The 24729-nt window shown below is 66.3% G+C and carries 24 protein-coding genes; 7 read left to right on the top strand and 17 right to left on the bottom strand.

The annotated features are described in order from the left end of the window. Positions 1 to 32 precede the first annotated feature (32 nt). Positions 33 to 764, top strand: a complete 732-nt coding sequence (gene lexA, locus GTW51_RS15670) for a transcriptional repressor LexA (protein WP_163044966.1) — start codon at positions 33 to 35, stop codon at positions 762 to 764. Here lexA and GTW51_RS15665 read toward each other — a convergent pair. Continuing rightward, entirely contained in the window at positions 755 to 3175 is a 2421-nt protein-coding gene (locus GTW51_RS15665; RefSeq protein ID WP_163044965.1) for a ComEC/Rec2 family competence protein, read from the bottom strand. The genes lexA and GTW51_RS15665 overlap by 10 nt on opposite strands. Positions 3176 to 3239: 64 nt before the next feature. Here GTW51_RS15665 and gltX point away from each other — a divergent pair, with 64 nt between their 5' ends. Both gltX and gltA read left to right on the top strand, forming a co-directional pair. Beyond that, a complete protein-coding gene (gltX, locus tag GTW51_RS15660) occupies positions 3240 to 4697 on the top strand; it encodes a glutamate--tRNA ligase (RefSeq protein WP_425483268.1) in 1458 nt (485 codons plus the stop codon). Between the two features lie 149 nt (positions 4698 to 4846). Then, positions 4847 to 6136, top strand: coding sequence for a citrate synthase (gene gltA / locus GTW51_RS15655; RefSeq protein WP_163044963.1), 1290 nt, complete (start codon positions 4847 to 4849; stop codon positions 6134 to 6136). Positions 6137 to 6190: 54 nt separating this feature from the next. Here the strand turns inward: gltA and lpxB are convergent, their stop codons facing one another. The 14 genes from lpxB to GTW51_RS15585 all read right to left on the bottom strand — a co-directional run bounded on the left by lpxB (position 6191) and on the right by GTW51_RS15585 (position 20646). Beyond that, positions 6191 to 7351, bottom strand: a complete 1161-nt coding sequence (gene lpxB / locus GTW51_RS15650) for a lipid-A-disaccharide synthase (protein ID WP_163044962.1) — start codon at positions 7349 to 7351, stop codon at positions 6191 to 6193. After that, the gene (locus tag GTW51_RS24520; RefSeq protein WP_343034030.1) at positions 7348 to 8217 is read right to left on the bottom strand and encodes an LpxI family protein; all 870 of its coding nucleotides are present in this window, start codon (positions 8215 to 8217) and stop codon (positions 7348 to 7350) included. The genes lpxB and GTW51_RS24520 overlap by 4 nt, the downstream gene beginning before the upstream one ends. A gap of 2 nt (positions 8218 to 8219) precedes the next feature. After that, positions 8220 to 9026: an acyl-ACP--UDP-N-acetylglucosamine O-acyltransferase gene (gene lpxA / locus GTW51_RS15640; RefSeq protein WP_163044960.1), complete on the bottom strand. Its 807-nt coding sequence runs from the start codon at positions 9024 to 9026 to the stop codon at positions 8220 to 8222. 3 nt (positions 9027 to 9029) lie between these two features. Beyond that, positions 9030 to 9497, bottom strand: a complete 468-nt coding sequence (fabZ, locus tag GTW51_RS15635; RefSeq protein ID WP_163044959.1) for a 3-hydroxyacyl-ACP dehydratase FabZ — start codon at positions 9495 to 9497, stop codon at positions 9030 to 9032. Beyond that, positions 9490 to 10548: a UDP-3-O-(3-hydroxymyristoyl)glucosamine N-acyltransferase gene (gene lpxD / locus GTW51_RS15630; protein WP_163044958.1), complete on the bottom strand. Its 1059-nt coding sequence runs from the start codon at positions 10546 to 10548 to the stop codon at positions 9490 to 9492. The genes fabZ and lpxD overlap by 8 nt, the downstream gene beginning before the upstream one ends. Positions 10549 to 10588: 40 nt before the next feature. Continuing rightward, positions 10589 to 13045 (bottom strand): outer membrane protein assembly factor BamA, encoded by a 2457-nt coding sequence (bamA, locus tag GTW51_RS15625; protein ID WP_163044957.1) that lies wholly within the window; start codon positions 13043 to 13045, stop codon positions 10589 to 10591. 208 nt (positions 13046 to 13253) lie between these two features. Then, positions 13254 to 14393, bottom strand: a complete 1140-nt coding sequence (rseP, locus tag GTW51_RS15620; RefSeq protein WP_163044956.1) for an RIP metalloprotease RseP — start codon at positions 14391 to 14393, stop codon at positions 13254 to 13256. Between the two features lie 118 nt (positions 14394 to 14511). Then, positions 14512 to 15363: a phosphatidate cytidylyltransferase gene (locus GTW51_RS15615; RefSeq protein ID WP_163044955.1), complete on the bottom strand. Its 852-nt coding sequence runs from the start codon at positions 15361 to 15363 to the stop codon at positions 14512 to 14514. A 4-nt stretch (positions 15364 to 15367) separates the two neighbouring features. Then, positions 15368 to 16054 carry an isoprenyl transferase gene (locus GTW51_RS15610; protein WP_246233201.1) on the bottom strand — a complete coding sequence of 229 codons (687 nt, stop codon included), beginning with the start codon at positions 16052 to 16054 and terminating at the stop codon, positions 15368 to 15370. 88 nt (positions 16055 to 16142) lie between these two features. Further along, positions 16143 to 16700, bottom strand: coding sequence for a ribosome recycling factor (gene frr / locus GTW51_RS15605; RefSeq protein ID WP_163044954.1), 558 nt, complete (start codon positions 16698 to 16700; stop codon positions 16143 to 16145). Positions 16701 to 16734: 34 nt separating this feature from the next. After that, on the bottom strand, positions 16735 to 17454 hold the full coding sequence (gene pyrH, locus GTW51_RS15600) for a UMP kinase (RefSeq protein WP_163045034.1): 720 nt from the start codon (positions 17452 to 17454) through the stop codon (positions 16735 to 16737). 208 nt (positions 17455 to 17662) lie between these two features. Further along, the gene (tsf, locus tag GTW51_RS15595; protein WP_163044953.1) at positions 17663 to 18589 is read right to left on the bottom strand and encodes a translation elongation factor Ts; all 927 of its coding nucleotides are present in this window, start codon (positions 18587 to 18589) and stop codon (positions 17663 to 17665) included. 142 nt (positions 18590 to 18731) lie between these two features. After that, positions 18732 to 19601 (bottom strand): 30S ribosomal protein S2, encoded by an 870-nt coding sequence (gene rpsB / locus GTW51_RS15590; protein ID WP_163044952.1) that lies wholly within the window; start codon positions 19599 to 19601, stop codon positions 18732 to 18734. Positions 19602 to 19812: 211 nt separating this feature from the next. Continuing rightward, positions 19813 to 20646 carry an EipB family protein gene (locus tag GTW51_RS15585; RefSeq protein WP_163044951.1) on the bottom strand — a complete coding sequence of 278 codons (834 nt, stop codon included), beginning with the start codon at positions 20644 to 20646 and terminating at the stop codon, positions 19813 to 19815. Positions 20647 to 20778: 132 nt separating this feature from the next. Here GTW51_RS15585 and GTW51_RS15580 point away from each other — a divergent pair, with 132 nt between their 5' ends. The 4 genes from GTW51_RS15580 (at position 20779) to GTW51_RS15565 (ending at position 23742) form a co-directional block, all read left to right on the top strand. Next, on the top strand, positions 20779 to 21246 hold the full coding sequence (locus GTW51_RS15580; RefSeq protein WP_163045033.1) for a RidA family protein: 468 nt from the start codon (positions 20779 to 20781) through the stop codon (positions 21244 to 21246). Beyond that, entirely contained in the window at positions 21246 to 21968 is a 723-nt protein-coding gene (locus GTW51_RS15575) for a glycerophosphodiester phosphodiesterase family protein (protein WP_163044950.1), read from the top strand. The genes GTW51_RS15580 and GTW51_RS15575 overlap by 1 nt, the downstream gene beginning before the upstream one ends. A gap of 39 nt (positions 21969 to 22007) precedes the next feature. Further along, entirely contained in the window at positions 22008 to 23249 is a 1242-nt protein-coding gene (locus GTW51_RS15570; protein WP_163044949.1) for a GNAT family N-acetyltransferase, read from the top strand. 70 nt (positions 23250 to 23319) lie between these two features. Beyond that, the gene (locus GTW51_RS15565; RefSeq protein WP_163044948.1) at positions 23320 to 23742 is read left to right on the top strand and encodes an HIT family protein; all 423 of its coding nucleotides are present in this window, start codon (positions 23320 to 23322) and stop codon (positions 23740 to 23742) included. 40 nt (positions 23743 to 23782) lie between these two features. Here the strand turns inward: GTW51_RS15565 and GTW51_RS15560 are convergent, their stop codons facing one another. Together GTW51_RS15560 and GTW51_RS15555 are read right to left on the bottom strand one after the other, a co-directional pair. Next, positions 23783 to 24145: an AzlD domain-containing protein gene (locus GTW51_RS15560; protein ID WP_163044947.1), complete on the bottom strand. Its 363-nt coding sequence runs from the start codon at positions 24143 to 24145 to the stop codon at positions 23783 to 23785. Further along, on the bottom strand, positions 24142 to 24717 hold the full coding sequence (locus GTW51_RS15555; protein ID WP_343034029.1) for an AzlC family ABC transporter permease: 576 nt from the start codon (positions 24715 to 24717) through the stop codon (positions 24142 to 24144). Before GTW51_RS15555 ends, GTW51_RS15560 begins: the two co-directional genes overlap by 4 nt. Positions 24718 to 24729: the final 12 nt, after the last annotated feature.

Raw genomic sequence — 24729 nt, 5'->3', positions numbered from 1 at the left:
TTGTTCAGGTTTTGTTTTAAGGAGTCGCCCTGATGCTGACGCGCAAGCAGCACGACCTTCTGGTGTTCATCAACGGACGGCTGAAGGAGACCGGGGTGCCGCCTTCCTTCGACGAAATGAAGGACGCGCTGGATCTCCGGTCGAAATCCGGGATTCACCGGCTGATTACAGCGCTCGAGGAGCGCGGCTTCATCCGCCGCCTGCCGAACCGGGCGCGGGCGCTCGAGGTACTGCGCCTGCCCGAATCGATGCAGGCAGCCTCGACCGCTCCCGTCGGCCGTCCCGGCTTCCGCCCGAGCGTCATCGAGGGACGCGGCGCGACGGCGCAGAAGCCCGCAGAGCCGGCACGCAGCCCGCAGGGCAGAGGCTCCAGCGATGCGATGATCTCGATCCCGGTCATGGGCCGGATCGCCGCCGGCGTCCCGATCTCCGCCATCCAGCACAACACCCATTCGCTGTCGCTGCCGCCGGACATGATCGGCAGCGGCGAGCACTACGCTCTAGAGGTGAAGGGCGATTCGATGGTCGAGGCCGGCATTCTCGACGGCGATACCGTGGTGATCCGGCGCTCGGATACGGCGGCGCCCGGCGAGATCGTCGTGGCGCTGGTCGATGACGAGGAAGCGACGCTCAAGCGCTTCCGGCGCCGCGGCGACACGATCGCGCTGGAGGCCGCCAACCCTGCCTACGAGACGCGGATCTTCGGCGCCGACCGGGTCAAGGTGCAGGGCAAGCTCGTCGGCCTGATCCGGCGCTATTCCTGAGCACCCGCCGGCGCGGCGAAGCCTTTCACCGCATCTGACAGGGGCGACGCGATGTCCGGTGGTTGTGTCACCGCCGGAGGATTCGGCGCATCGACGGCCGGTGGCGTCGGGGGTATTGGCGTCGCGACGGCATCGGTTCCCTCTCCCGCCACCGCTTCTTCCTCCACCGGCTTTCGCCAGTATTCCGGCCAGGGCGCAGCCCGGTGGCTGTTCCACTCGACGAACGGCTCGGCGATCGACCTCGCGATGACGGGTCTTGCCGTCGCTGGGTCTGTGCTGACGGCCAGCGAGCCGCTCCGGCGCAGCGTCCGCAGGGTGACAAGCGCCGCGCCTGACCGGCATCTTGTCAGCCGGATCGCCCGGGCGACGATCGCGACATCGGCTTCGTCGCAGGCCTTTCCGGTCTTTTCGTAGTCATTCGTCCACGCGATCCTCATGCCGCTGCGAGTCACAAAGCGGCAGTAGCCCTCGGCACACTCGGCCGGCAGCCGGATTCGTCCGGCGCTGCTGGGCCGGATATGCGGCGTGAAGGCTCGCTCCCATTGCTCGGCTACGAAGTCGTTCGGCAGCTCGCGGAGGAAAGCGAGATCCCCGGCCTCGCCGACCGTCGCCAGCTCCTTGCCGTCCTCGAAAACCAGGAGTTCGGGCAGCGGTGAACGGTCGGGGAACAGTAAGAGACCGAATGCCGCCAGCGGCACCGCCAGCCATCTGAGACCGCTCGTGAAGAACGAGCCGGCAAGGATCGCCGCGGTGAGCAGCAGCAAGCCCTCCGCCGTCATCAGACCGACGCCGCGGTCCGGCAGGCGAACATGGACCTCGTAGGCGATGTCCAGCACCAGCGAAACGCCGGCGCCCATCAGTTGCAGGAACAAGCCGTCGAGGCCAAGCGGCATCAGCAGCGCGCCGATCAGTGCCAGGGGCATGATCCAGAAGCTGAAGAGCGGCATGGTCAGGAGGTTGGCGACGAAGCCGAACAGCGCCATACGGTGAAAATGGTAGGCCGAATAAGGTGCCGTGGCCGTGCCGGCGAAGAGGGATGTGGCAATGATTGCCACAAGCCCAACCAGCACGACGCGCCCGATCCCGCCCTTGCGCGGCGCGACGGCCTGGCCGCGGCGCCGTTGCCACGAATTCCACGCCGCATAGCCGCCGATCAGTGCCGCCGTCGCGGCAAAGCTCATCTGGAAGCTCGCCGTCATGACCGCGTGCGGGCGGAGTGCCACGACGACGATTGCCGCGATCGACAGGTTGCGCAGGGTGAGCGCCGGCCTGTCGAACAGCACGGCCAGCAGCATCACCGCCATCATGACATAGGCGCGTTGCGTCGCGACGTTGGCGCCGGATATGCCCAGATAGAACGTCGCAACGGCCAGCGCGGCGACGGCGGCGATCTTCTTGGTCGGCAACCGCAGCGCCACCGGGGCGATCAGCGCCAGGATCGATCGGACCAGCACGAGGGCGAAGCCCGCGACGATCGCCATGTGCAGCCCGGAGATCGACAGGACATGGGCAAGGCCGGTGCTGCGCAGCCACTCCTCCGAGTCTTCGGGGATGGCGGCGCGCTCGCCGGTGATCAAGGCGGCCGCGATGGCGCCGGCGGGTCCGCCGATCGTGTCCTGGATGCGCTCGGTCATCGAGAGGCGGACCAGCGCCAGCTCCGTGCGGATGCGTTCGACGAACCCAGGGACGGGCTCTGGGAGAGCGGCGCCCACCACGCCGTCCGGCGCCCCGAGGCCGAAACCATAGGCGCCGAGCCCGGCAAAGAAGGGCTGGAACGCGAAGTCGTGGCTGCCCGGATAGGCCGGCCCGGAAGGCGGCCGCAGCCGCACGAGCCCGGCATAGGTCTCGCCGGGCGCGATCGGCTGGTGGCGGCTGCCCACAAGGATCCGCACGCGCTCGGGCGGGCGCGACAGCACCGGCCGGTCGGTCGCAACGACGTCGATCATGTAGCGATAGCGGCCGCGATCGTCACGTTCCCGGGCGACGACCGTTCCGACGATGCGCACCGTTGCCTCGCCGGAAAAGATCGTCGTCGCGGTCCGCGTGATCTCGCTCGAGGCCAGGCCGGCGCCTGCCATGCCCATGCCCGCGACGAAAAGCGCACCGCGCAAGAGCGGGCGCCCGTCGAAGCACCAGGCGACCAGGAGCAGGATCGCGCTGGTGCCGAAGGCGAGGAGAAGCGAAGGTCGCCACCCGAGTGCGTGAACGAGCACAATGCCGGCGATCAGTGCGATCGGCACAAGATGGAAGCCGGCGCGGGCGCGGGTCTCCGCCTCCAATTGTGCGACGAGCCAGCCGGGAATGGCGTCGGACGCTGCACGGCGCCATCGCGGCAATCGGGCCGAAGTCCAGGCGCGGCCGTCGGAGCTGGGCGCAGTCTGCGGCGTGTCCCGGTCCGCGGTGGCTTCCATCGAGCTGCTCCGTCGCCTTGTCTCAGCCCTCGCCTATGCTACACAGCCGCGACGCGAATGCGATATCGAACGCGATCCCATTTTCTGCTTGATCGGAGAGACCATGGCGCAAGCCGTCGTTACCCGTTTTGCCCCCTCGCCGACCGGCTTCCTTCACATCGGGGGAGCGCGCACGGCGCTGTTCAACTGGCTCTATGCGCGCGCCAAGGGCGGCAAGATGCTGCTGCGCATCGAGGATACCGACCGCGAGCGCTCGACCGAGCCGGCGGTCCAGGCGATCATCGAGGGGCTGGAATGGATGGGACTGGCGGCCGACGAACCGCCGGTGTCGCAGTTCGAGCGGGCCGAGCGGCATCGCGAGGTCGTCGAGCAGCTGCTCGAAGCCGGCCAGGCCTATCGCTGCTACGCCTCCCAGGCCGAGCTCGAGGAGATGCGCGAGCGCGCACGAGCCGAGAAACGCCCACCGCGCTATGACGGCCGCTGGCGCGATCGCGACCCCTCGGAGGCGCCTGCGGGGGTCAAGCCGGTGATCCGCCTGCGGGCGCCGCTCGAGGGCGAGACGATCGTCGACGACAAGGTCCAGGGCCAGATCCGGTTTCCGAACAAGGATCTCGACGATTTCGTCCTGCTGCGCTCCGACGGCAACCCGACCTACATGCTCGCCGTGGTGATCGACGACCACGACATGGGCGTCACCCACATCATCCGAGGCGACGACCACCTGACGAATGCCGGGCGCCAGACGCTAATCTACCGGGCGCTCGGCTGGGACGTCCCGGTCATGGCCCATATTCCGCTGATCCACGGCTCCGACGGCGCCAAACTGTCGAAGCGCCACGGCGCGCTCGGCATCGAAGCCTACCGGTCGATGGGCTACCTGCCGGTCGCACTGCGCAATTATCTCGTCCGGCTCGGCTGGAGCCATGGCGACGAGGAGATCATCTCGACGGAGGACATGATCGCCTGGTTCGACGTCGACGAGATCAACAAGGGCGCGGCGCGCTTCGACTTCGCCAAGTTCGAAGCGCTCAACGGCCACTGGATCCGCCGGACGGACGATGCCGATCTGGTCGAGATGCTGATGACCGAACGGGATTTCCTGCCGAACGGTGCCATCCTGAAGTCGCATCCCGACGCCGAAATCCGCGCCAAGCTGTCGGCCGCCATGCCGGGGCTGAAGGAGCGCGCCAAGACGCTGGTCGAGTTGACCGAGAGCACCGCCTACCTCTTCGCGTCACGGCCCCTGCCGCTCGAGGAAAAGGCCGCGGCGATTCTCGACGACGGCGGCCGTGACATTGTCGCCGCCATAATGACCAGGTTCGAGGCGGCAAACTGGACCGCCGAGGACCTCGAAGTCGTGGTCCGAGACTATGCGGAGGCCGAAGGGCTGAAGCTCGGAAAGGTCGCCCAGCCGCTGCGCGCGGCCCTCACGGGACGCACCACGTCCCCCGGTGTTTTCGACGTTCTGGCGGTCCTCGGCCGCGACGAATCGCTTGGGCGGCTATCGGATCAGGCAAACTAAGGCCCACTTACAAGGGGTCTCATTTCGCGACGCAGCATGCTTCTTTCCGACAACTTGTGGCCTCAGTGGCTTTGGAGTAGGCAGGGGTCTGAGCAAACCTTGTGCGCTGCGAAGGGTAAACCTGCCGCCGCTTTTGGAAGGGGAAACGCATGACGGAACAGTCTTCGAGAATCATCGTGGGCGAAACGGAGGCGGATCTGGAGCTTCGCAGCGGGACGATCGGTCCGGACGTCGTCGACGTCACGTCGCTCTACAAGAAGACAGGCCTGTTCACCTACGATCCGGGCTTCTCGTCGACGGCGTCATGTGAATCCAAGATCACCTACATCGACGGCGACGAGGGCGTGCTTCTGCACCGCGGCTACCCGATCGATCAGCTTGCCGAGCGGGGCGACTTCCTCGAAACCTGCTACCTGCTGCTCTACGGCGAACTGCCGACGGCGCGAGAGAAGGAAGACTTCGTCTACCGCGTGACGCGGCATACGATGATCCACGAGCAGATGAGCCGCTTCTACACCGGCTTTCGGCGCGACGCCCATCCGATGGCCGTCATGGTCGGCTCCGTCGGCGCGTTGTCGGCGTTCTACCACGACTCCACCGACATCGCCGATCCGCATCAGCGCATGGTGGCCAGCCTGCGGATGATCGCCAAGATGCCGACCATCGCGGCAATGGCTTACAAATACCATATCGGCCAGCCGTTCGTTTATCCCCGCAACGACCTCGCCTATGCCGAGAACTTCCTGCACATGTGCTTCGCGGTGCCGTGCGAGCCCTACCGGATCAATCCGGTGCTGGCGCGGGCGATGGACCGGATCTTCATCCTCCACGCCGATCACGAGCAGAACGCTTCGACGTCGACCGTGCGTCTGGCCGGATCCTCGGGTGCCAACCCGTTTGCCTGCGTCGCGGCCGGCATTGCCTGCCTCTGGGGCCCGGCGCATGGCGGCGCCAACGAGGCTGCGCTCAACATGCTGACGGAAATCGGCACGGCCGACCGGATTCCGGAGTTCATCGCCCGCGCCAAGGACAAGAACGACCCGTTCCGCCTGATGGGCTTCGGCCACCGCGTCTACAAGAACTACGATCCGCGCGCCAAGATCATGCAGCAGACCTGCCACGAAGTGCTCGACGAGCTCGGCATCAAGGACGATCCGCTGCTGGAAGTCGCGATGGAGCTCGAGCGCATCGCGCTGACCGACGAGTACTTCATCGAGAAGAAGCTCTATCCGAATGTCGACTTCTATTCGGGCATCACGCTGAAGGCGCTCGGCTTCCCCACCGCGATGTTCACCGTGCTGTTCGCCGTGGCGCGGACCGTCGGCTGGATCGCCCAGTGGAAGGAAATGATCGAGGATCCGAACCAGCGCATCGGTCGTCCCCGCCAGCTCTACACCGGCGCGCCTTTGCGCGACTACGTGCCGGTCGACGGCCGCTGAACCTGGCCGGGTATCGGACGGGAATGAAAATGACGGGCGCCGCGGCGCCCGTTTTCATGTTCGGCGGCGGCGGGAAACGAGATCGAGGACGATCGCGGCGGCCGAGTCGCCCGGCGCCTCGGCGATCGCCATGCGGTCGCGGATCAGGCTGAAGCCCTCGAGCTGGGCGTGCCGCTCCGGCGTCTCGGTGATGAGCCGCTCGAGTCGACGGGCGAGAAGCTCTGGCCGGATGATCTCGTGAAAATGCTCCGGCACCAGCGGATGGCCGGCGATGAAGTTCGGCAGCGCCGCAGTCCAGGCGGTGATCAGGTGGCGGAAGCGATAGCCGACCGGATCGAGGCGATAGGTGAGCGCCATCGGGATGTCGGCCAGTGCGAGTTCGAGCGATACCGTGCCCGAGGCCGCGAGCGCCGCATCGGCCATTGCAAAGGCCTCCCATTTGCCCGCCTCGCCGGTGACGACGCGCGGCTGGATTGCCCAGCCTGCGACCTTCTCCCGTACCAGTGGTGCATGCCTGTCGAGCGTCGGCAACACCGACTGCAGGCCCGGCACGCGTTGGCTCAGACGTTGCAACGTGTCGCCGAAATCGTCGATCAGGCGGACGATCTCGCCGCGCCGCGAGCCAGGCAGCAGCAAGAGCGTCGGTGGCTGCTTCGCACGGCGATCGGCACCCGGTGCCTCGACCCGCGCGATGATCGCGCCAAGCGCCGGATCGCTCATCAGCGGATGGCCGACATAGGTAGCGGGCGGTCCGCCGAACCGGAGCATCGTCTCCGGCTCGAAGGGTAGCGCGCAGATCGCATGGTCCACATAGGGCCGCATCTTCGCGGCCCGGTTCTCGCGCCATGCCCAGATCGTCGGCGGGATGTAGTTGGCGATCGGCAGATCCGGCAGACGCGCACGCACGCGCTGGGCGACGCGATGCGAGAAGGTCGGGCTGTCAATGATCACCAGCGCGTCCGGCCGCGCCTTGACGATGAAGTCGCTGGTCTGGGACAGGCGCCGAACCAGCTGTGGCAGGCGTGCGACGATCGCGCCGATGCCGATGATCGACAGTTCGTGGATGTCGAAGAGACTTTCGAGCCCTTCGGCCTGCATCGCCTCGCCGCCGAGCCCGACGAAGGTGACGTCTCCCCCCGCCCGAAGCGCGCGCATCAGGTCGGCGCCGATCCGGTCGCCCGAGGGCTCACCCACCACGAAGGCGATCGTCGTCATGGCCGGACCTCCTCCGGTTCGTCGGCAAGCCCTACCAGCGCGATGCCGCTTCTGTCGCTCGCTGCCACCACGTCCTCGAGCCCGAGGATGAGGCTGCGCCCGGCGCTGACGCCGATGGCGGTGATACCGCCGGAGGCAGCTTCCGCGATCGTCGCCTCGCCGATGCTCGGCAGGTCGAAGCGCGAATCCTGCTGCGGCTTGACGCTCTTGACCAGCACGCATCGCTCCGACGGGGTCACACGCCCGCGGCGTCGAAGGTCGCCGACCCGCGCGAGCATCTCGCGCGTGCCCTCGACGCCCTCGACGGCGATCACCCGTTCGCACGAGGCGACGACGGCCTGGCCGATGTCGAGCTCGCCCAACCGTCGGGCCGCCGTGGCGGCGATCGCAATCGCCCGGCTTTCGTCGTCGCGAAGCGCCCGGCTTGAGAGCAGGCCTGTCGGCGCCAGCAGTTCCGGCACGATTTCCTGGACGGCGAGCATGGTGAAGCCGTCGCGCTCCAGATAGCGCGAGACGCCGCGCAGCAGATGGTCGTCGCCGCCGCGGACCATGCGAATGGCCGCCGGCAGACGGACCAGCGTGCGTAGACTGGGCAGAAGGGCACGGAAGTCGGGGCGCTTGGTGACGGTGCCGCAGAAGATCACGCGGCGAACCTGGTGGCGCTTCAGATAGGCGAGCGCGTCGCCGCTCCGGCCCCAGGCGAAGGCCTTGCCCTCATAGCCCGTCCAGTCTTCCGTGACGCCGTCGCCGATTCGGACCACGAGCGGCGTCCATCCGGCCGCAAGGGCCGCCGCGGCGACGATCCTCGGCAGCGAACCGCCGCCGGCGAGGATGCCGAGCCGCTCGCCCGGGCGCTCCGGTTCCACCGTCACCCCGGCAGCGACTGCCGGGGCGTGACCAGCGAGCGATCGCCGCCGGAACGGATGAAGCCCATCAGGTCCTGGACCAGCGGGTCCTCCGGGAACTCGGCCTGAACCTCGTCCATGTTTTCCTTGAACGTCAGGTCGAAGGAGAACAGCATCCGATAGGCCCGCCGGACGTTGCGGACGGCGTCCCGGTTAAAGCCCGCGCGCTTCATGCCGATGACGTTGAGGCCCGACAGATAGGCGCGGTTGCCCAGCACCATGCCGAACGGGATGACATCACCCTCGACAGCCGCAAGGCCGCCGACATAGGCGTGATGGCCGATGCGGGTGAACTGGTGGATGCCCGAGCCGCCGGCGATCGTAGCGTACTCGCCGATCGTGCAGTGGCCGGCCAGCATGACGTTGTTGATCAGCGTGACGTTCTGGCCGAGCACGCAATCATGCGCGACATGGGCACCGGTGAAGAAGGCACAGTCGTCGCCGACGGTCGTCTCCGAACGCCCCTGCACGGTTCCGGCGTTCATCGTCACGTGTTCGCGGACGAGGCAATTGCGCCCGATCACCAGCCGCGTGTCCTCGCCGCGGTACTTCAGATGCTGCGGCGCATGACCCAGTGAGGCGAAGGGCCAGATCTGGGCGCCCTCGCCGATCACGGTGTTGCCCCAGAGAACAACGTGCGAGCGAAGCCGGCTGCCGGCGCCGAGCCGGACCTGCGGGCCGATATGACAGAACGGACCGATCTCGCAGCCCGCGCCGATGACGGCCCCGTCCTCGACGATGGCGGTCGGATGGATCACGGATTCACTCATCGATCAGGACTGATCACGCGCAACGAGCATCGCGCTCACGCTGGCTTCGGCGACCTTAACGTCGTCGACCTTGGCGACGCAGTCGAACTTCCAGATGTTGCCGCGCTTCTTGGTTTGGGCGACGTGGTATTCCAGCCTGTCGCCGGGAACCACGGGCTTGCGGAATTTGGCGTTGTCGATGGTCATGAAATAGACCAGTTGCGGCACGCCCTTGCCGGTCGCCCGGGTGCAGATGGCGCCCGCTGTCTGGGCCATGCCCTCGATGATCAGCACGCCCGGCATCACCGGCGAGCCCGGAAAATGGCCGAGGAAATGCGGCTCGTTCGCGGTAACGTTCTTGATGCCCACCGCGCTCCGGTCGCCGTCGATGGCGATGATGCGGTCGACCATCAGGAACGGATAACGGTGGGGAAGAAGCTCGAGGATCGCCATGATGTCGATGCTCTCGAGCACGCTCACCGCCTCATTCATCGCCAGACCTCTGCGACCGCCCCTTGAGGGCCTGCTCGTGTAGATACGTCACTTCGCGAAACCATTCCCGTACCGGCCGCGCCGGTGTTCCACCCCAGCGAGCGCCCGGCGGCACATCGCCGTTGACGCTCGATACCGCAGCGATCTGCGCGCCGTCGCCGATCGTCACATGGCCCGTCACGCCGGTCTGCCCGCCGATCATCACCCGATCGCCGACCGTCGTGCTGCCGGATATGCCGACCTGCGCGACGATGGCGCAATGCCGCCCGATCCGCACGTTGTGGCCTATCTGCACCTGGTTGTCGATCTTGGTTCCCTCGCCGATGACGGTGTCGCGGATCGCGCCGCGATCGATGGTCGAGTTGGCACCGATCTCGACGTCGTCCTGAATGATCACCCGGCCGATCTGGACGCTTTTCGAAAGACCCGTTGCGCCGGCGGTATAGCCGAAACCGTCTTGGCCGATGCGCACGCCCGGATGCAGGATCACCCGGTTGCCGAGCAGCGCATTGGTCGCCGTTACGCCGGCGCCGATCCGGCAGTCGCGCCCGATCCGGCAATCCGCGCCGACGACGGCGCCCGCCGCGACCAGCGTGCCGCGACCGATCCGCACCCGCGGCCCGACGACGGCGAAGGCCTCGATCGTGGCGCCGTCTTCGATTTCGGCGGAGGGGTGAATTTCGGCGCGTGCCGAAATACCATCGATGCCGCTCGGCGACGTCGGCGCCGCAGCCATCGGGAAGAGAGCCCGCCCCGCCGTAGCGAAGGCAGTCGCGGCATTCTTGGCGATAACGCTGGGGATGCCCGCCGGCACCAGGCTGACGTGCTTTTGCGCGACCACGACGCAGCCGGCCCGCGTCTCGGCGAGGTCGGCGGCATAACGGGGAGCATCGAAGAAGGTGAGATCGTCGGGACCGGCTTCGCCGAGCGCGGCGATCCCGGTGACAAGGCGAGAAGCGTCGCGATCCGCGCCGAGCGTACCGCCAACGAGATCGGCAACGGCCTGAAGCGTCAGGCCGTTGCCACGAGGAAAGAATGTTGGATCTTGCATCAGTGACGGCGGGGGCACGAAGGCCCCCACCCCTTCCGCATCAGAAGCGCGAGGAGAAGCCGAACGAGAACTCCTGGGTCTCGTCGAAATCTTCCTTCATGAACGGGTGAGCGTAGTTCACCCGCAGCGGACCGAAGGGCGAGGCCCAGATCAGGCCGACGCCAGCCGAGGCACGCAGTTCCGCATCGGTGCCTTCGACGCCAGGGTCGCCCTCGAACTCCGAACCCCAGAGCGAGCCGGCATCGGCGAAGATCGCGCCACGGAAGCCGAGGTCGCGGGAGATCGCCGGCAGCGGGAAAGTTGCTTCCGCCGAGGCGTTGGCGAAGTTCGTGCCGCCGATCGCCACGCCATTCTGGCGCGGGCCGATGCCCTTATATTCGAAGCCTCGGACGATGTCCTGACCCTTGAAGAAGTTGTCGAACACCCGGAGCCCGTCGCCGCCCAGCGTCGAGACGTTGCCGGCGCCGCCGGTCACCGAGCCGATGACGTCGTATTCCTCGTTCAGGAGGTGGAAGTAAGTGCCCTTGCCCGTCGTCTTGATGAAGTTGGCATCGCCGCCGAGACCGGCGAATTCCTGCCCGGCCTGAAGGAAGAAGCCGTCGCGGGGATCACGGGAATTGTCCAGCGTGCTGTAGGTCAGCGAGTAGGACACCGACGACGTAATATACGGGCTGTCGCAGATCGCCTCGTTGATGATCGGCGACCTCGTGTAGAGCGGCGCGTTGGCAGGATTACCGTTCTGATCGAACTGGTTGCCGATGGGGTTCGGAGCACCGCAGGTGCTCGACGTATCGATGTAGCCGTCGTTCCCCGGGGTAATACCGTTCTGGTCGGTGATCAGGAAGCCGTTGTCGTCGCCGAACTTCTCCTGCTTGAAGTTGTAAGCGACCTGCGCCGTCAGGTGCTCGGTGATCGGCGCCGCGATCCGAACGTCGCCGCCGGTGCGCTCGGTGTCGTAGTCACCCGACGAGTTCGTGGCGTGATAGACGTCGAAACCGGCTGCCAGGCGGCGGCCGAGGAAATACGGCTCGGTGAAGGACAGCGTGTAGTTGCGCGTGTCCTGGCCGAAACCGGCCGAAACCTTGATGAACTGGCCGCGTCCGAGGAAGTTGCGCTCGGTCACGCCGATCTCGGCCACCGGGCCTTCGCTCTCGCCGCCGGTCGTGTAGCCGCCGCCGACCGACAATTCACCGGTCGCCTTCTCCACCACGTCGACGATGACGATGACGCGATCGGGCTCGGCGCCCGGCGCCGTCGAAATCGAGACGGTCTCGAAGAACTGCAGATCCTCGAGGCGCTGCTTGGCGCGCTGCACCAGCACCTGGTTGAAGGCATCGCCTTCCGAGACGTCGAATTCGCGGCGGATGACGTAGTCGCGGGTCTTGGTGTTGCCGCGGATCTCGATGCGCTCGACATAGGCGCGGGGCCCCTGGTCGATGACGTAGTCGATCGCGATCGTGCGGTTGGTGAAGTCGCGGTCGCCCCGCGGGGTGACCTGGGCGAAGGCAAAGCCGGCATTGGCGACGCGGTTGGTCAGGTTGACCAGCGTGTCCTCGACTTCCTTCGCGCTGTAGACCTCGCCCGGCTGCGTCTCCAGCTCGCTGTAGAGCGAGTCGGTGTCGATTCCCGGGACGCTGCTGTCGATGGCGACCCGGCCGAACGTGTAGCGCTCGCCCTCGTCCACCGTCACGGTGAGGAAATAGGCGTTCTGCGTCGGATCGAGCTCGGCGACGGACGAGACGATGCGGAAATCGGCGAAACCGCGATTGTAATAGAAGCGCCGGAGCGACTCCTCATCGGTCCGCAGCCGGTCCTCGGCATAGATGTCGTTGCGCTGGATGAAGCTGAGGATGCCGGATTCGCGCAGCGCGATCACCTGCTTCAGGCGCGAGTCGCTGAAGGCGCTGTTGCCGACGAAGCTGATCGAGGCGATCTTGGTGCGATCGCCTTCCTGGATGTTGAAGATGACGTTGACGCGGTTCTCGCCGACCGTCTGGGTATTGACGCTGACCACGGCGTCGCTGCGGCCAATGGCCGTGTAAGCGTCGCGGATGGCCTGAACGTCGGCCTCGGTAGTCGCCGACGAGTAGGCGCCGCGCGGCGAGGTCTGGACGGACGCGTTGAGCTGCTCATCCTTGATCTTGGAATTGCCCTGGAAGAGCACCTGGTTGACGATCTGGTTCTCGTCGACCTGCACGACCAGCGTGCCGCCGGACTGGCTGATCCGCACGTCGGAGAAGAGACCGGTGGAGAACAGGCGGCGGACCGCGGCGTCCTGGTCGGCCTCGCTGACGTTCTGCCCGGGCGTGATCTGCATGAAGCCGCGAATGGTTTCGGCCTCGACGCGCTGATTGCCGCGGACCTCGACCCGATTGACTACGGCGGCCTGCGCAACACTGACTGCGGAAAGCTGAGCACCGAGAGTCGTCGCAGCGAGAACGGTCGAAGAAAGCGCGATCGCCGAAGCAGCGCGCAGAATTTTCGTTCTAGCCATCATAGGCTCAACCACCTTTTTATTTCCAAGCCGCGACCTTCTAGGCAGCGTACTCGTCGATGTCTTTTACCGGCTTTCCGGGTCCGTTCAAGCAAACTGGACCGAGTCCATTGAGGAATTGGAAAAGTCGTTGCAACGTAGCCACGGCCTTCGTCGCCATGGTTAAATTTCTGCAAAGTCCCCCAAGTCCCCCGACCCGGCCAGCCCTCGTTCAGACGAGGCCCGAAATATCGTTCCAAAAGGCGAATACCATAAGCAGCATCACGAGGGCGAGACCAATTCGAAAACCGATCTCCTGGATGCGCTCGCTGAGCGGACGGCCCCTCACCGCCTCGAAGGCGTAGAACATCAGGTGGCCACCATCCAGCATCGGAATCGGCAATAGATTCAACAGCCCGATCGATACCGACAGGAGCGCCGCGAGGTTCAGAAGGGCGCTGAAACCGATGGTCGACACCTGTCCCGAAACCTGCGCGATGCGAATCGGCCCGCCGATCTGATCGGCGCTCTGCTTCCCGGTGATGATCTGGCCGAGGAAATCGACGGTCCGCTCGGTGACGAACCATGTCTGGGTCACGCCATAGCCCAGCGATTCGAGCGCCGACATTTCCTCGACGCGGAACGACGAGCCGTCATTGGTGGCGACGAGGCCAATGACCGGTGTCTCGAAACTGTTGCCGAAGCGATCCGTCTGGGTCTCGACGCGCGGCGTCACGGTAAGCTCCACCGGCTGACCGGCGCGCTCGACGACCATCGCGATCGGCGTATCGGGCCGCGCCGAAACGTAGCGCTGCAGATCGGAGAAATAGGCAATTGGCCGTCCGTCGGCCGACACCACCCGGTCGCCCGGCTGGAAGCCAGCAACGGCAGCCGGCGAGTCGGGCCGCACGTCCGAAACGACCGGATCGCCGACGACGCGGCCGTCGACGAAGGCGACGCCGGCGAAGATCACGATCGCCAGGATGAAGTTCGCGATCGGGCCGGCCGCGACGGTGGCGGCGCGCCGGCCGACACTGGCGCTCGGGAACGCACCCGCGCGATCGGCGGGAGCCATGCGCGCCATTGCGGCATGGTCGGGCACGGAAGCGGCGTTCTCGTCACCGAGGAACTTGACGTAGCCACCCAGCGGCACGGCGGCGAGGCGCCAGCGCGTGCCACGGCGGTCGTTGAAACCGAAGATCTCCGGGCCGAAGCCGACCGAGAACACCAGCGCCTTGATGCCCGACCAGCGGGCGACGAGATAATGGCCGAGCTCGTGGAAGAACACGATGGTGGTCAGGACGAACAGAAACGGGATTATATAGATGAGGCCCCCGCTCCAGAGACTGGCAAGGCCAACACCGAAATCCATTATCGTCACCTACTGATTGGTTGCGTCGGCACCAGGCACCAGCCTCGCTTCGACGCTGTCATAGCATTTCACGATCGCGTCGCAATGATGGCGCGAGGCCGCGGGCAGGCTCGTGCCGTCAGAGCGGAAAGATCCCGCGGGCGGGATGATCGAAGCCGGCGAGGAGGAGCCCGACGAGCCAGGCGATGGCGGTGGCGATGATCAGCCCGTCGATACGGTCCATCAGGCCGCCATGCCCCGGGATCAGCCGACCCGAATCCTTCACGCCGAAACGGCGCTTGATCCAGGATTCGTAGAGGTCGCCGGCTTGCCCGAAGATCGACAGCAGCGCCGCGAGGACGACGATGAACAGTCCCGCCGATCCTGCCACCCATTCGGCGAACAGGACGCCGAAGACGACGCCGGCGACGAGGCCGCCCAAGGCGCCCGAAATGGTCTTCTTCGGCGAGACCCGCGGCATCAGCTTGGGGCCGCCGATGCTGCGGCCGGTGAAATAGGCGAAGATGTCGGTCGGCCAGACGACCGCGATGATCAGCCCCAGCGCGGTAAGGCCGGCGGCGTCATCCCCGCGCAGCATGCCGGGCGTCAGCGAGGCGACCGCGGCATAGAACAGGCCGCCCAGCACCCAGTCGGCCTTGCGCTCGCCCCGGTCGACGAAGGCGATGAACGCGGCGCCGCCGAAGACGATCGCGACCGCCGCGAGGTAGAAGCCGAAAAGGAAGGCGATCAGCGAGAGATACAGCGCGCGCCGGGCAAACCGGAAGATCGGGCCAGCAAGTTTGGCACGCGTCATCCGCGACCATTCCTCGAAGACGATGACGCCTGTCGCCACGCAGAGCACGCGGAACGGCCAGCCACCGATCATGGTCAACGCCAGGACCAGAAGACCGAGAACGACGGCCGATATCAGCCGCGAGCGGAGATCGGTCCAAGTCGGCGCTGCGAGGAGTCGTCGGAGACCAAGACCCATCGGCTCAGGATGCTATTTCGCGCGACAGTCCGCCATAGCGGCGCTCGCGGCTGGCATATTGCGCGATGGCTTCCTCGAAGGCCTTGCGGTCGAAATCCGGCCAAAGGCACGGCAGGAAGACGAATTCCGAGTATGCCGCCTGCCACAGGAGGAAATTCGACAGGCGCAACTCGCCGCTGGTGCGGATGATGAGATCGGGATCGGGGATGCCCGCCGTGTCGAGATGGCTATCGAGATAGTCCGCCGTCAGAGCCTCCAGCGGAACCTCGCCGGCGGCGAATTTTGCGGCGACCCGGCGAACGGCGCGCGCCACCTCGTCGCGGCCGCCGTAATTGAAGGCGACGACCAGCGTCTGGCGTTCATTGTCCCGGGTAAGGTTTTCCGCCTCCTCGAGCAGCGAACGGATGTCGGGGGTCAGGTTGTCCCGCGCCCCGATGACCCGGACCCGCACGCCTTCCTTGTGAAGGTCGGCGAGGTCGCGCCGGATGAAGTGCTTGAGCAAGCCCATCAGTTCCTCGACCTCCTCCGGCGGCCGCCGCCAATTCTCCGAGGAGAACGCGAACAGCGTCAGGTAGTCGATGCCCAGTTCGCCGGCGGTTCGAACCGCCTGGCGCACGGCCTCGACGCCGCGCCGGTGGCCGACGCTGCGGGGCAAGCCCCGCGCATGAGCCCAGCGGCCGTTGCCGTCCATGATGATGGCGACGTGTTGGGGATGCCGCACCGTGATCCACCTTCTCCGATATTTTGCCGTCGCCTGCGGGTCTGGCTCCGCCGCGATCCTAGACCTGCATGATTTCGGCTTCCTTGACCGAGAGCATCTTCTCGATCTCGGCGATGGTGTCGTCGGTCATCTTCTGTACGCGATCGGAGGTCTGGCGGCTGTCGTCCTGGCCGATCTCGCCGTCCTTCTCAAGCTTCTTCAGCGTTTCCATCCCGTCCCGGCGCACGTGGCGCGCGGCGATCTTGGCGCCTTCGCCGTATTGCTGCGCCACCTTGACCAGTTCCTTGCGCCGCTGCTCGTTGAGTTCCGGCAGCGGAATTCGCAGCGTCTGCCCATCGGTGATCGGGTTGAGACCGAGACTGCTCTCGCGGATCGCCCGCTCCACCTTGCCGACCATCTGCTTGTCCCACACGGTAACGGCCACCATCCGCGCCTCCGGCGCCGTGACGTTGGCGACCTGGTTGAGCGGCATCTGGTTACCGTAGGCCTCGACGGTGATCGGGTCCAGCAGGCTGGGCGACGCACGGCCGGTCCGCAAGCCCCCGAGATCGCTCTTGAGGCTGGAGATGGCGCCGTCCATGCGGCGCTTCAGTTCGTTCAGGTCGAGTTCGGCCATCGGTTCCTCTTTCGGCAATACGGACGCAGGATAGTCAGTCGGAGACGATCGTCGCCCGGCCCGCGCCAGACAGTATCTTGGCAAATTCCCCCTTCTCGTGGATGGAGAACACCACGATGGGGATATGGTTTTCGCGCGCCAGGGCCACGGCGGCAATATCCATGACGGCCAATCCCCGACCGAGCACCTCGTCATGGGTCAGCCGCTCGAAACGGGTGGCGTCAGGGTTGCGCTTGGGGTCCTCGGAGTAGATGCCGTCGACCTGCGTGCCCTTGAACAGGGCGGCCGCACCCATCTCCGCAGCACGCAGCGCCCCGGCGGAGTCGGTGGTGAAGAACGGATTGCCGGTACCGCCGGCGAAGATTACCACGCGGCCCGCCGCCTGATGCGCAAGCGCGGTGCGCTGGGAAAAACTCTCGCAGATTTCCGGCATCGCGATCGCCGACAGGACGATCGTGTCGATCCCGAACTTGGTCAGCGACGTGCGCAGGGCCAGCGCGTTGATGACGGTCCCGAGCATGCCCATGTGGTCGCCGGTCACCCGGTCGCCGCCCTTCGACGCGACGGCAACGCCGCGGAAGATGTTGCCACCGCCGATGACCACGGAGATCTCGACGCCCAGGCGGCGGGCTTCGGCGATGTCGGAAGCGATGCGGTCGGCGACGGCGACGTCGATGCCGAACCCCTGGCTTCCCATCAGCGCCTCGCCGGACACCTTCAGAAGCACGCGCCGGTAGCGGATCTCGGACGTCATCATTCACCTTGCTTGCGTCCGCAGTCCCCCGCGGCAGCCCCGGAACGGGCCGCTTCAGGTATGCCGGAACGAATACGGGCCGTAAATCTGCCGCGGCGCGACGTTCAGGGCGCGTGGACGGCCCCTCCGGCCCCGCCTGGTCGGCCTGCGATACAATAAGGGCGCCCGCTTGTGAAGCGGACGCCCTCTCATGCGTCGGTTGGTGGAATTACTTCTTGCCGGCGGCCGCAGCCACTTCGGCGGCGAAGTCGCCTTCTTCCTTCTCGATCCCCTCGCCGAGGGCGAAGCGGACGAAGCCGGTGATCTTGGCCGGCGCGCCGAAGGAGGCTTCCGCCTCGGCCAGCGCCTTCTCGACCGTCAGGTCGGGATTGATCACGAAGCCCTGCTTCAGCAGCACGACCTCTTCGTAGAACTTGCGCAGCCGACCTTCGACCATCTTTTCGATGATGTTGTCCGGCTTGCCCGACTGGCGGGCCTGATCGACGAAGATCGCCTTCTCGCGCTCGACGGTCGTCGCGTCGATCTCTTCCGCCGTCAGGGCGAGCGGATTGGTCGCCGCCACGTGCATCGCCACCTGGCGACCGAACTGGGCGAGTGCTGCCTTGTCGCCGGTCGATTCGATCGCCACCAGCACGCCGAGCTTGCCGAGGCCGTCGGCGACCTGGTTGTGGATGTAGGACGCGACGACGCCGTCGCCGACCGACAGCATGGCAGAGCGACGCAGGCTCATGTTCTCGCCGATCGTGGCGATCGTGTCGCGGATCGTGTCGGTGACGGACTTGGACGCGCCCGGATAGGTCGCCGCGCCGACCGCCTCGACCGAACCGTCGGTCGTCAACGCCACCGCGGCGACGTTGCGGACCAGCGTCTGGAACGCGTCGTTGCGGGCGACGAAGTCGGTCTCGGAATTGACCTCCACGACGACCGCACGGGTCCCTTCGGATGCAGCGCCAACGAGGCCTTCCGCAGCCGTGCGGCCCGACTTCTTGTCGGCCTTGGCAATGCCCTTCGTGCGCAGCCAGTCGACAGCCGCTTCCATGTCGCCGCCGGTCTCCGAGAGCGCGGTCTTGCAGTCCATCATGCCTGCGCCGGTCATCTCGCGCAGTTCTTTTACCATCGCAGCGGTGATTGCCATGTTTGCCTCTTCAGAAATCATTGGGCGCACCGGTCCGGTCGGAACGGGTGCGCCAGAATTGTGACGCCGTCATTACGCGACGCCGCAGATAGACCTTGAGGCGCGGGCGGGTGCCGGTCGAACCGGCTCCCGCCCGGCCGGATCAGGCGGCGGTTTCGGCAGTCTCGGCGGTTGCCTCGGCCGGAGCGGCCTCGCCTTCCGGCGCTGCGACCTCAGCGGATGCTTCCTCGGCAGGAGCTTCCTCGGCCGAGGTCTCAGCGGGGAGATCCTCCTCGACCGGCGCTTCCTCGAGGGCGCCGAGATCGACGCCGGTGTCGCCCTGCTGGCGAGCGATGCCGTCGACCGCGGCACGGGCGATCAGGTCGCAGTACAGCGTGATCGCGCGGGCGGCGTCGTCATTGCCCGGGATCGGGTAGTCGATCGGCAGCGGATCGCAGTTGGAATCGACGACGGCGACGATCGGGATGTGCAGCCGCTTGGCTTCCTCGATCGCGATCGACTCCTTGTTGGTGTCGATGATGAAGATCATGTCCGGCACGCCGCCCATGTCCTTGATGCCGCCGAGCGCCCGGTCGAGCTTGTCGCGCTCGCGCTGCAGCGTCAGGCGCTCCTTCTTGGTGAAGGCGCGGGCCTCGCCACCGGCGAGCATCTCGTCGAGCTTGCGCAGGCGCTGGATCGAGTTGGAGATGGTCTTCCAGTTGGTCAGCATGCCGCCGAGCCAGCGGGCGTTGACGTAATACTGGGCCGAGCGCTGCGCGGCATCGGCGACGATGTCGGACGCCTGGCGCTTGGTGCCGACGAACAGCACGCGTCCGCCGCGGGCGACCGTGTCGGAGACGGCCTGGAGCGCGCGGTGCAGCAGCGGCACCGTCTGGCCGAGGTCGAGAATGTGGATGTTGTTGCGAGCGCCGAAGATATAGGGCGCCATCTTCGGGTTCCAGCGATGTGTCTGGTGGCCGAAATGGACGCCCGCTTCGAGCAGCTGGCGCATGGAATAGTCTGGCAAAGCCATCGGATGTTTCCTTTTCCGGTTGAGCCTCCACGGAACGAAGCGACCTTGTGGCCGCCACCGGTGGATCGCGTCGACCGAGCCAAAGCTCAACCGTCGAAACCCGACTTCCGTGTGTGGAATGGACGCGCGAATAACGCAAAAGCTGGCGGAGCGCAAGCTTTGTGGCCTTGGCGGCAACCCTCACCGGCTGCTTAGAGAACGGCCCAAAGGCTTATGGGCAGTCCGGACTATCCAGGAAATCCAGGCTGGCAAGACCACCCGTCAGCGCATAGCCGTCGAAGCGCAGCACCAGATCGTCGGAGACGCCATTCTCGTAGAGCGTATAGGCGGTCTCGAAGACCGGCATCCCGTCGCCGTCGCTGTCGGAATTGTAGAACGACTCGCTGACGCGCCAGGACCGCAGCCCGGCCAGCGGGTCGTTGGGCGTTGCCGCCGGTTCCGTTCCGAGGCCGTTCGTGGCGGCTGGAGACGCTTCAGGGTTTCCTGCTCCGCCCTCGGTGACGGGGCCGATGATCGCCGTGCTGGTCAGTTCCTTCTGAGGATCGTCGTCGCCATCGAAGAGCGCAGTTTCGACGATATTCTCGCCGGCCTCGGCCTTTTCGATCAGCGCGCGCGTGTGCTGCATGGGAAAGAGCGCCAGCGGGATGTCGACGCGGTGCTCGCCCGGCTGCGTGAAGGTCACGACGGTCCGCGTCCCGTCGGAAGCGGCCGTGCCGGCCACCGTGTCCTGCGGGCTGGAATCGACGAAGGTCTTGGTCTCGAACTCGAACCACGAACCGTCGCGCGATTCCCGCGATTCCGTCTGCTGGTCGGTGACGATCAGCTCCTGCTCCTGCTGGAAGCGGGCGACGAAGCGGTAATCGAGGTCGTAGGCGTCGCAGTCGCCGGCAATCTCCACGGCGATCCGCCCTTCCGCGCCGACCAGGTCGCTCGAGTCCGCGGACAAAGCGAGGTCGTAGGAGGCGCGATGCAGCGCCAATTCCACAGCCGTCGCATGTGCCGTGCCGGCGCCGAGCAAAAGGAACGCAGTGGAGATGGCTCGCATGTCGACTCGATCTTTCACTGGACCAGCGGATGGGCTACCGCTCGACGGAATTCCGGGGCACGGAACCGTCTCGCCGATGTGGCGCGGCGGGAACGGACGCTGGTATCCGTCACGGCAAAGGAAGACAACATGATGTCCGACACGATCGAATCCCGCCTGAGCACCGCCGGCGTCGTTCTGCCCGAGGCCGCAGCGCCCGCGGCGAACTACGTTCCCTATGTGGTCACCGGCAACCTGCTCCAGACCTCCGGCCAGTTGCCGCTGGAGGGCGGCAAGGTCGCGGTGACCGGCAAGCTCGGTGGCGGCGTCAGCCTCGAGGACGGCCAGCGCGCCGCGCGGCTCTGCGCTGTCAACGTGCTGGCGCAGGCCAAGGCGGCGGTGGGCGGCGACTGGTCGCGCGTGTCGCGCCTCCTCAAGCTGACGGTCTTCGTGGCGAGCGCGCCGGAGTTCGTCGAGCAGCACAAGGTGGCCAACGGCGCCTCGGATTTCCTGGTCGAGATTCTCGGCGACGCGGGCCGTCATGCACGCTCGGCCGTCGGCGTCCCGGCCCTGCCGATGGATGCGGCCGTCGAGATCGAAGCCCTGTTCGAGCTCGTCTGATGCCGGGGGGCGGTCTGGACTGGCTCATCCGGCGACCGATCGCCCATCGCGGCCTGCACGACGGCAACCATCTGGTGGCCGAGAACTCGCTTCCGGCCGCCCGGGCGGCCATCGCCGCGGGCTATGCCATCGAATGCGACGTGCAGCTCTCGGCCGACGGCACGCCGTACATCTTTCATGACGACACGCTGGACCGGCTCACGGGCCGGGCCGACGCCTTCCGCGAGACGGATGACGCCGCGCTGAGCGGACTGGCTCTGGTCGCCGGCGGCGCCACCATTCCCACCGTGGCGGATTTCCTGGCGCTGGTGAACGGCGCGGTGCCGATCGTCATGGAGCTGAAGGGCATCTCCGCCGAAACCGATGCCGGCTATGTCGAACGTCTCCGCCCGGCGCTATCCGGCTATTCCGGCGAACTGGCGCTGATGTCGTTCGATGCCTGGCTCATCGATCAGTTGCTCGAAGCAGGACTGCCGCATCCTGTCGGCCTCACGGCGGAGGGGACGAAGCTGGAGGCCCTGCGCCGTCACCGGGAAATCTTCGGACGCGGCTGCGACTTCGTGTCCTACAACGTCCACCACCTCCCGAATGCTTTTGTCGGCTGGGTCCGCGAGCGCGGCGCCCCGGTGATGACCTGGACGGTGCGGACGCCGGATGATGAGGCGCAGAGCAGGCGCCATGCCGACCAGATCACCTTCGAGGGCTTCGCACCGCAGCACTGACGGCTTGCGCTGCGACGCGGACGGCATAAGTCTCATCGCATGAGAGAAACCGCGAAGACCCCGGCGAAAGAGAGCGAACGGACTTTCGTGGTCCGGGTCGTCGACAGCGTGACGCATATCGATCGTTCCGTCTGGGAAGAGCTGGCTGGCGCCAGTCCCGCTGTCGCCGGCGAAACGACACAAGCAACCTCCCCCAACCCTTTCGTATCGCATGCATTTCTCAGTTCGCTGGAGGACAGCGCCTGTGTCGGCGAGCGGGCCGGCTGGCTGCCGCAGCACCTGATCCTCGAGGACGAGGCAGGCCAGGCGATCGCGGCCGCACCGGCCTATCTCAAGAGCCATAGCCAGGGCGAATATGTCTTCGACCAGGGCTGGGCCGATGCCTTCCAGCGCGCCGGCGGCCGCTATTATCCCAAGCTGCAGATGTCGGTGCCGTTCACCCCGGCTTCAGGGCCCCGTCTGCTCGTCGGCCAGACGCCGGGCGCCGACATCCGCCGGCAGGCGCTGGCGGAGTCCGCCAAGACCTACGCGGAACGAACCGGTGTCTCATCGGTTCACGCCACTTTCTTGATCGACAAGGATCTTTCGGTCCTGGAGGACTCGGACTGGTTGCATCGCACGGACCAGCAGTTCCATTTCCTCAACCGCGGTTACGACACCTACGAAGCATTCCTAGACACACTCGCTTCGCGCAAGCGCAAGACGCTGCGACGGGAGCGCCGCGAGGCGCTGGAAAACGACATCGAAATCGTCTGGCTGACCGGAAGCGACCTGACGGAGGAAGCCTGGGACGCGTTCTATGCCTTCTACCTCGACACTGGCAGCCGCAAATGGGGACGTCCCTATCTCAACCGCCGCTTCTTCAGCCTGATCGGCGAGCGGATGGCGGACCAGACGCTGCTGGTGATGGCGCGCCGGGGCGGCCGCTATATCGCCGGCGCGCTCAACTTCATCGGCGCCGATACGGTGTACGGCCGCAACTGGGGCTGCATCGAGGAGCACCCGTTCCTGCATTTCGAGGTCTGCTACCACCAGGCGATCGACTACGCGATCGCCCACAAGCTGGCCGTGGTCGAGGCAGGTGCGCAGGGACAGCACAAGCTGGCGCGCGGCTACGAGCCGGTGACGACGCATTCGGCGCACTGGATCGGCCATCCGGGCCTGCGCCGGGCCGTCGAGGACTACCTCGAAAGCGAGCGCGAGGAGGTCGCGCGGGTCTCGGAGATCCTCGGCGAGCACACGCCCTACAAGAAGGGCGATGGCGGCGCGTCGCAAAGTTAGCGGTCATGCTTGGACAAGCGGGCGCAGGCCCCTACCCTACGGCCGATCCGCAACCATGACCGAGCCTCCCATGACCAGCTACGACGACGGCAACATCTTCGCGAAGATTCTGCGCGGCGAGATTCCGAGCCTCAAGCTCTACGAGGACGACACCGCGATCGCGGTCATGGACATCATGCCGCAATCGAAAGGCCACTGCCTGGTCATCCCGAAGGCACCATCGCGCAACCTGCTCGATGCCGACGATGCGACGCTTGCGGCGGTCATGCCGATCGTCGCCCGCCTCGCCCGCGCCGTCCGGACGGCGTTCAATGCCGACGGCGTGCGGATAGCGCAGTTCAACGAAGAGTCGGCGGGCCAAACGGTCTTCCACCTGCATTTCCATGTCGTGCCGGCCTATGAGGGTGTATCGCTCGCACCCCATGCGGGCGGCAGCGCGACCCCGGCAGAGCTTGAGAAACAGGCCGAGCAGATCCGGGCCGCGCTCGGCTGATCCCGATCGGCGTCAGCGGATGTCCCGCGGATGCCGCGCTTCAGAGCAGGAACGCTGCGCCAAGAAGCACAGCTTCCGCGACAAGGATTGCCGCCAGTACCCGGCGACCGCATGCGAGGTAAGCAACGAACCCGGCCGCGACCGCCCCGATGCGGGCGGCGGTGGGAATCGCGGCCAGAGAGCCGGCTGGGTACAGGACGAGCTGGGCGATCACCGCCGCCACCATCGACGTCGCGATGGCCCGGGTGAGCGAGGCGAGCGGCGAATGTTCGTCCATCCGTCCGGCCGTCAGCACGCCGAGATAGCGCCAGGCATCCGTCGGCAGCCATCCGGCGAGCAGGATGAAGGCGAATGGCCACCATTCGCCCAAGGGCGCGTCGAAGCTCAGGTCGAGGCCCGTCATGGATGGCGGCGCCTCTCGGCCCATTGCCCAAGGCCATAGGCAGCCAGACCGCCGACGATGCCGGCCACCATCAGCTCGAATTGCGGCCAAAGATAATGGGCCGGCGGCAGGGCCGCCATGCCGGCGAACAAGGCAAGGCGCCCGGAAAGGTCGCGGGCGGAGCCGTAGAGCGAGACGAGAAAATAGATCGGCGTCAGGAACGCCAGCGCCCCCGTCACCAGCGCCGGCAACTGGCACATCAAGTTGAAGGCGACTGCCACGATGATCGTGTTGACAGTCGTCAACGTCACGGCAAACCCGCCGAAGAACGCCGTCCGCTGTTCACGCGGCACATGCCGCGCCCGCTCCATCGCGAAGACCCAGCCAGTGATGGCGACGAAATGCGACAGGAAAAGAAGCGTCGATTTTCGTGTCCGGGATCCGGCGATCTCCGGCATCAGCGCGACCACCATCGGCATCATCCGGATCGACGACAAGCCGACCGCCAGTGCCGCCGCCGGCAGCGACGCGCCCGCCGTGATGGCGCCGACCAAGATGATGTTGGCAGGCAGCGCCCAGACCGTCGCGGTCATGAAGGAGGCTTC

Origin of the sequence: Aurantimonas aggregata (genome assembly GCF_010500835.1) — a bacterium.
GTDB lineage: Bacteria > Pseudomonadota > Alphaproteobacteria > Rhizobiales > Rhizobiaceae > Aurantimonas > Aurantimonas aggregata.
Note: the sequence above shows the minus strand (reverse complement) of the source record. Positions and strands in the feature narration are given on the sequence as shown.

Excerpts from the sequence above, each read along its gene's own strand:
- lexA (WP_163044966.1), top strand. The coding sequence starts at position 33 with ATGCTGACGCGCAAGCAGCACGACCTTCTGGTGTTCATCAACGGACGG.
- GTW51_RS15665 (WP_163044965.1), bottom strand. The coding sequence starts at position 3,175 with ATGGAAGCCACCGCGGACCGGGACACGCCGCAGACTGCGCCCAGCTCC.
- gltA (WP_163044963.1), top strand. The coding sequence starts at position 4,847 with ATGACGGAACAGTCTTCGAGAATCATCGTGGGCGAAACGGAGGCGGAT.
- lpxB (WP_163044962.1), bottom strand. The coding sequence starts at position 7,351 with ATGACGACGATCGCCTTCGTGGTGGGTGAGCCCTCGGGCGACCGGATC.
- lpxA (WP_163044960.1), bottom strand. The coding sequence starts at position 9,026 with ATGAGTGAATCCGTGATCCATCCGACCGCCATCGTCGAGGACGGGGCC.
- fabZ (WP_163044959.1), bottom strand. The coding sequence starts at position 9,497 with ATGAATGAGGCGGTGAGCGTGCTCGAGAGCATCGACATCATGGCGATC.
- lpxD (WP_163044958.1), bottom strand. The coding sequence starts at position 10,548 with ATGCAAGATCCAACATTCTTTCCTCGTGGCAACGGCCTGACGCTTCAG.
- bamA (WP_163044957.1), bottom strand. The coding sequence starts at position 13,045 with ATGATGGCTAGAACGAAAATTCTGCGCGCTGCTTCGGCGATCGCGCTT.
- rseP (WP_163044956.1), bottom strand. The coding sequence starts at position 14,393 with ATGGATTTCGGTGTTGGCCTTGCCAGTCTCTGGAGCGGGGGCCTCATC.
- GTW51_RS15615 (WP_163044955.1), bottom strand. The coding sequence starts at position 15,363 with ATGGGTCTTGGTCTCCGACGACTCCTCGCAGCGCCGACTTGGACCGAT.
- GTW51_RS15610 (WP_246233201.1), bottom strand. The coding sequence starts at position 16,054 with ATGGACGGCAACGGCCGCTGGGCTCATGCGCGGGGCTTGCCCCGCAGC.
- frr (WP_163044954.1), bottom strand. The coding sequence starts at position 16,700 with ATGGCCGAACTCGACCTGAACGAACTGAAGCGCCGCATGGACGGCGCC.
- pyrH (WP_163045034.1), bottom strand. The coding sequence starts at position 17,454 with ATGACGTCCGAGATCCGCTACCGGCGCGTGCTTCTGAAGGTGTCCGGC.
- tsf (WP_163044953.1), bottom strand. The coding sequence starts at position 18,589 with ATGGCAATCACCGCTGCGATGGTAAAAGAACTGCGCGAGATGACCGGC.
- rpsB (WP_163044952.1), bottom strand. The coding sequence starts at position 19,601 with ATGGCTTTGCCAGACTATTCCATGCGCCAGCTGCTCGAAGCGGGCGTC.
- GTW51_RS15585 (WP_163044951.1), bottom strand. The coding sequence starts at position 20,646 with ATGCGAGCCATCTCCACTGCGTTCCTTTTGCTCGGCGCCGGCACGGCA.
- GTW51_RS15580 (WP_163045033.1), top strand. The coding sequence starts at position 20,779 with ATGTCCGACACGATCGAATCCCGCCTGAGCACCGCCGGCGTCGTTCTG.
- GTW51_RS15575 (WP_163044950.1), top strand. The coding sequence starts at position 21,246 with ATGCCGGGGGGCGGTCTGGACTGGCTCATCCGGCGACCGATCGCCCAT.
- GTW51_RS15570 (WP_163044949.1), top strand. The coding sequence starts at position 22,008 with ATGAGAGAAACCGCGAAGACCCCGGCGAAAGAGAGCGAACGGACTTTC.
- GTW51_RS15565 (WP_163044948.1), top strand. The coding sequence starts at position 23,320 with ATGACCAGCTACGACGACGGCAACATCTTCGCGAAGATTCTGCGCGGC.
- GTW51_RS15560 (WP_163044947.1), bottom strand. The coding sequence starts at position 24,145 with ATGACGGGCCTCGACCTGAGCTTCGACGCGCCCTTGGGCGAATGGTGG.
- GTW51_RS15555 (WP_343034029.1), bottom strand. The coding sequence starts at position 24,717 with ATGACCGCGACGGTCTGGGCGCTGCCTGCCAACATCATCTTGGTCGGC.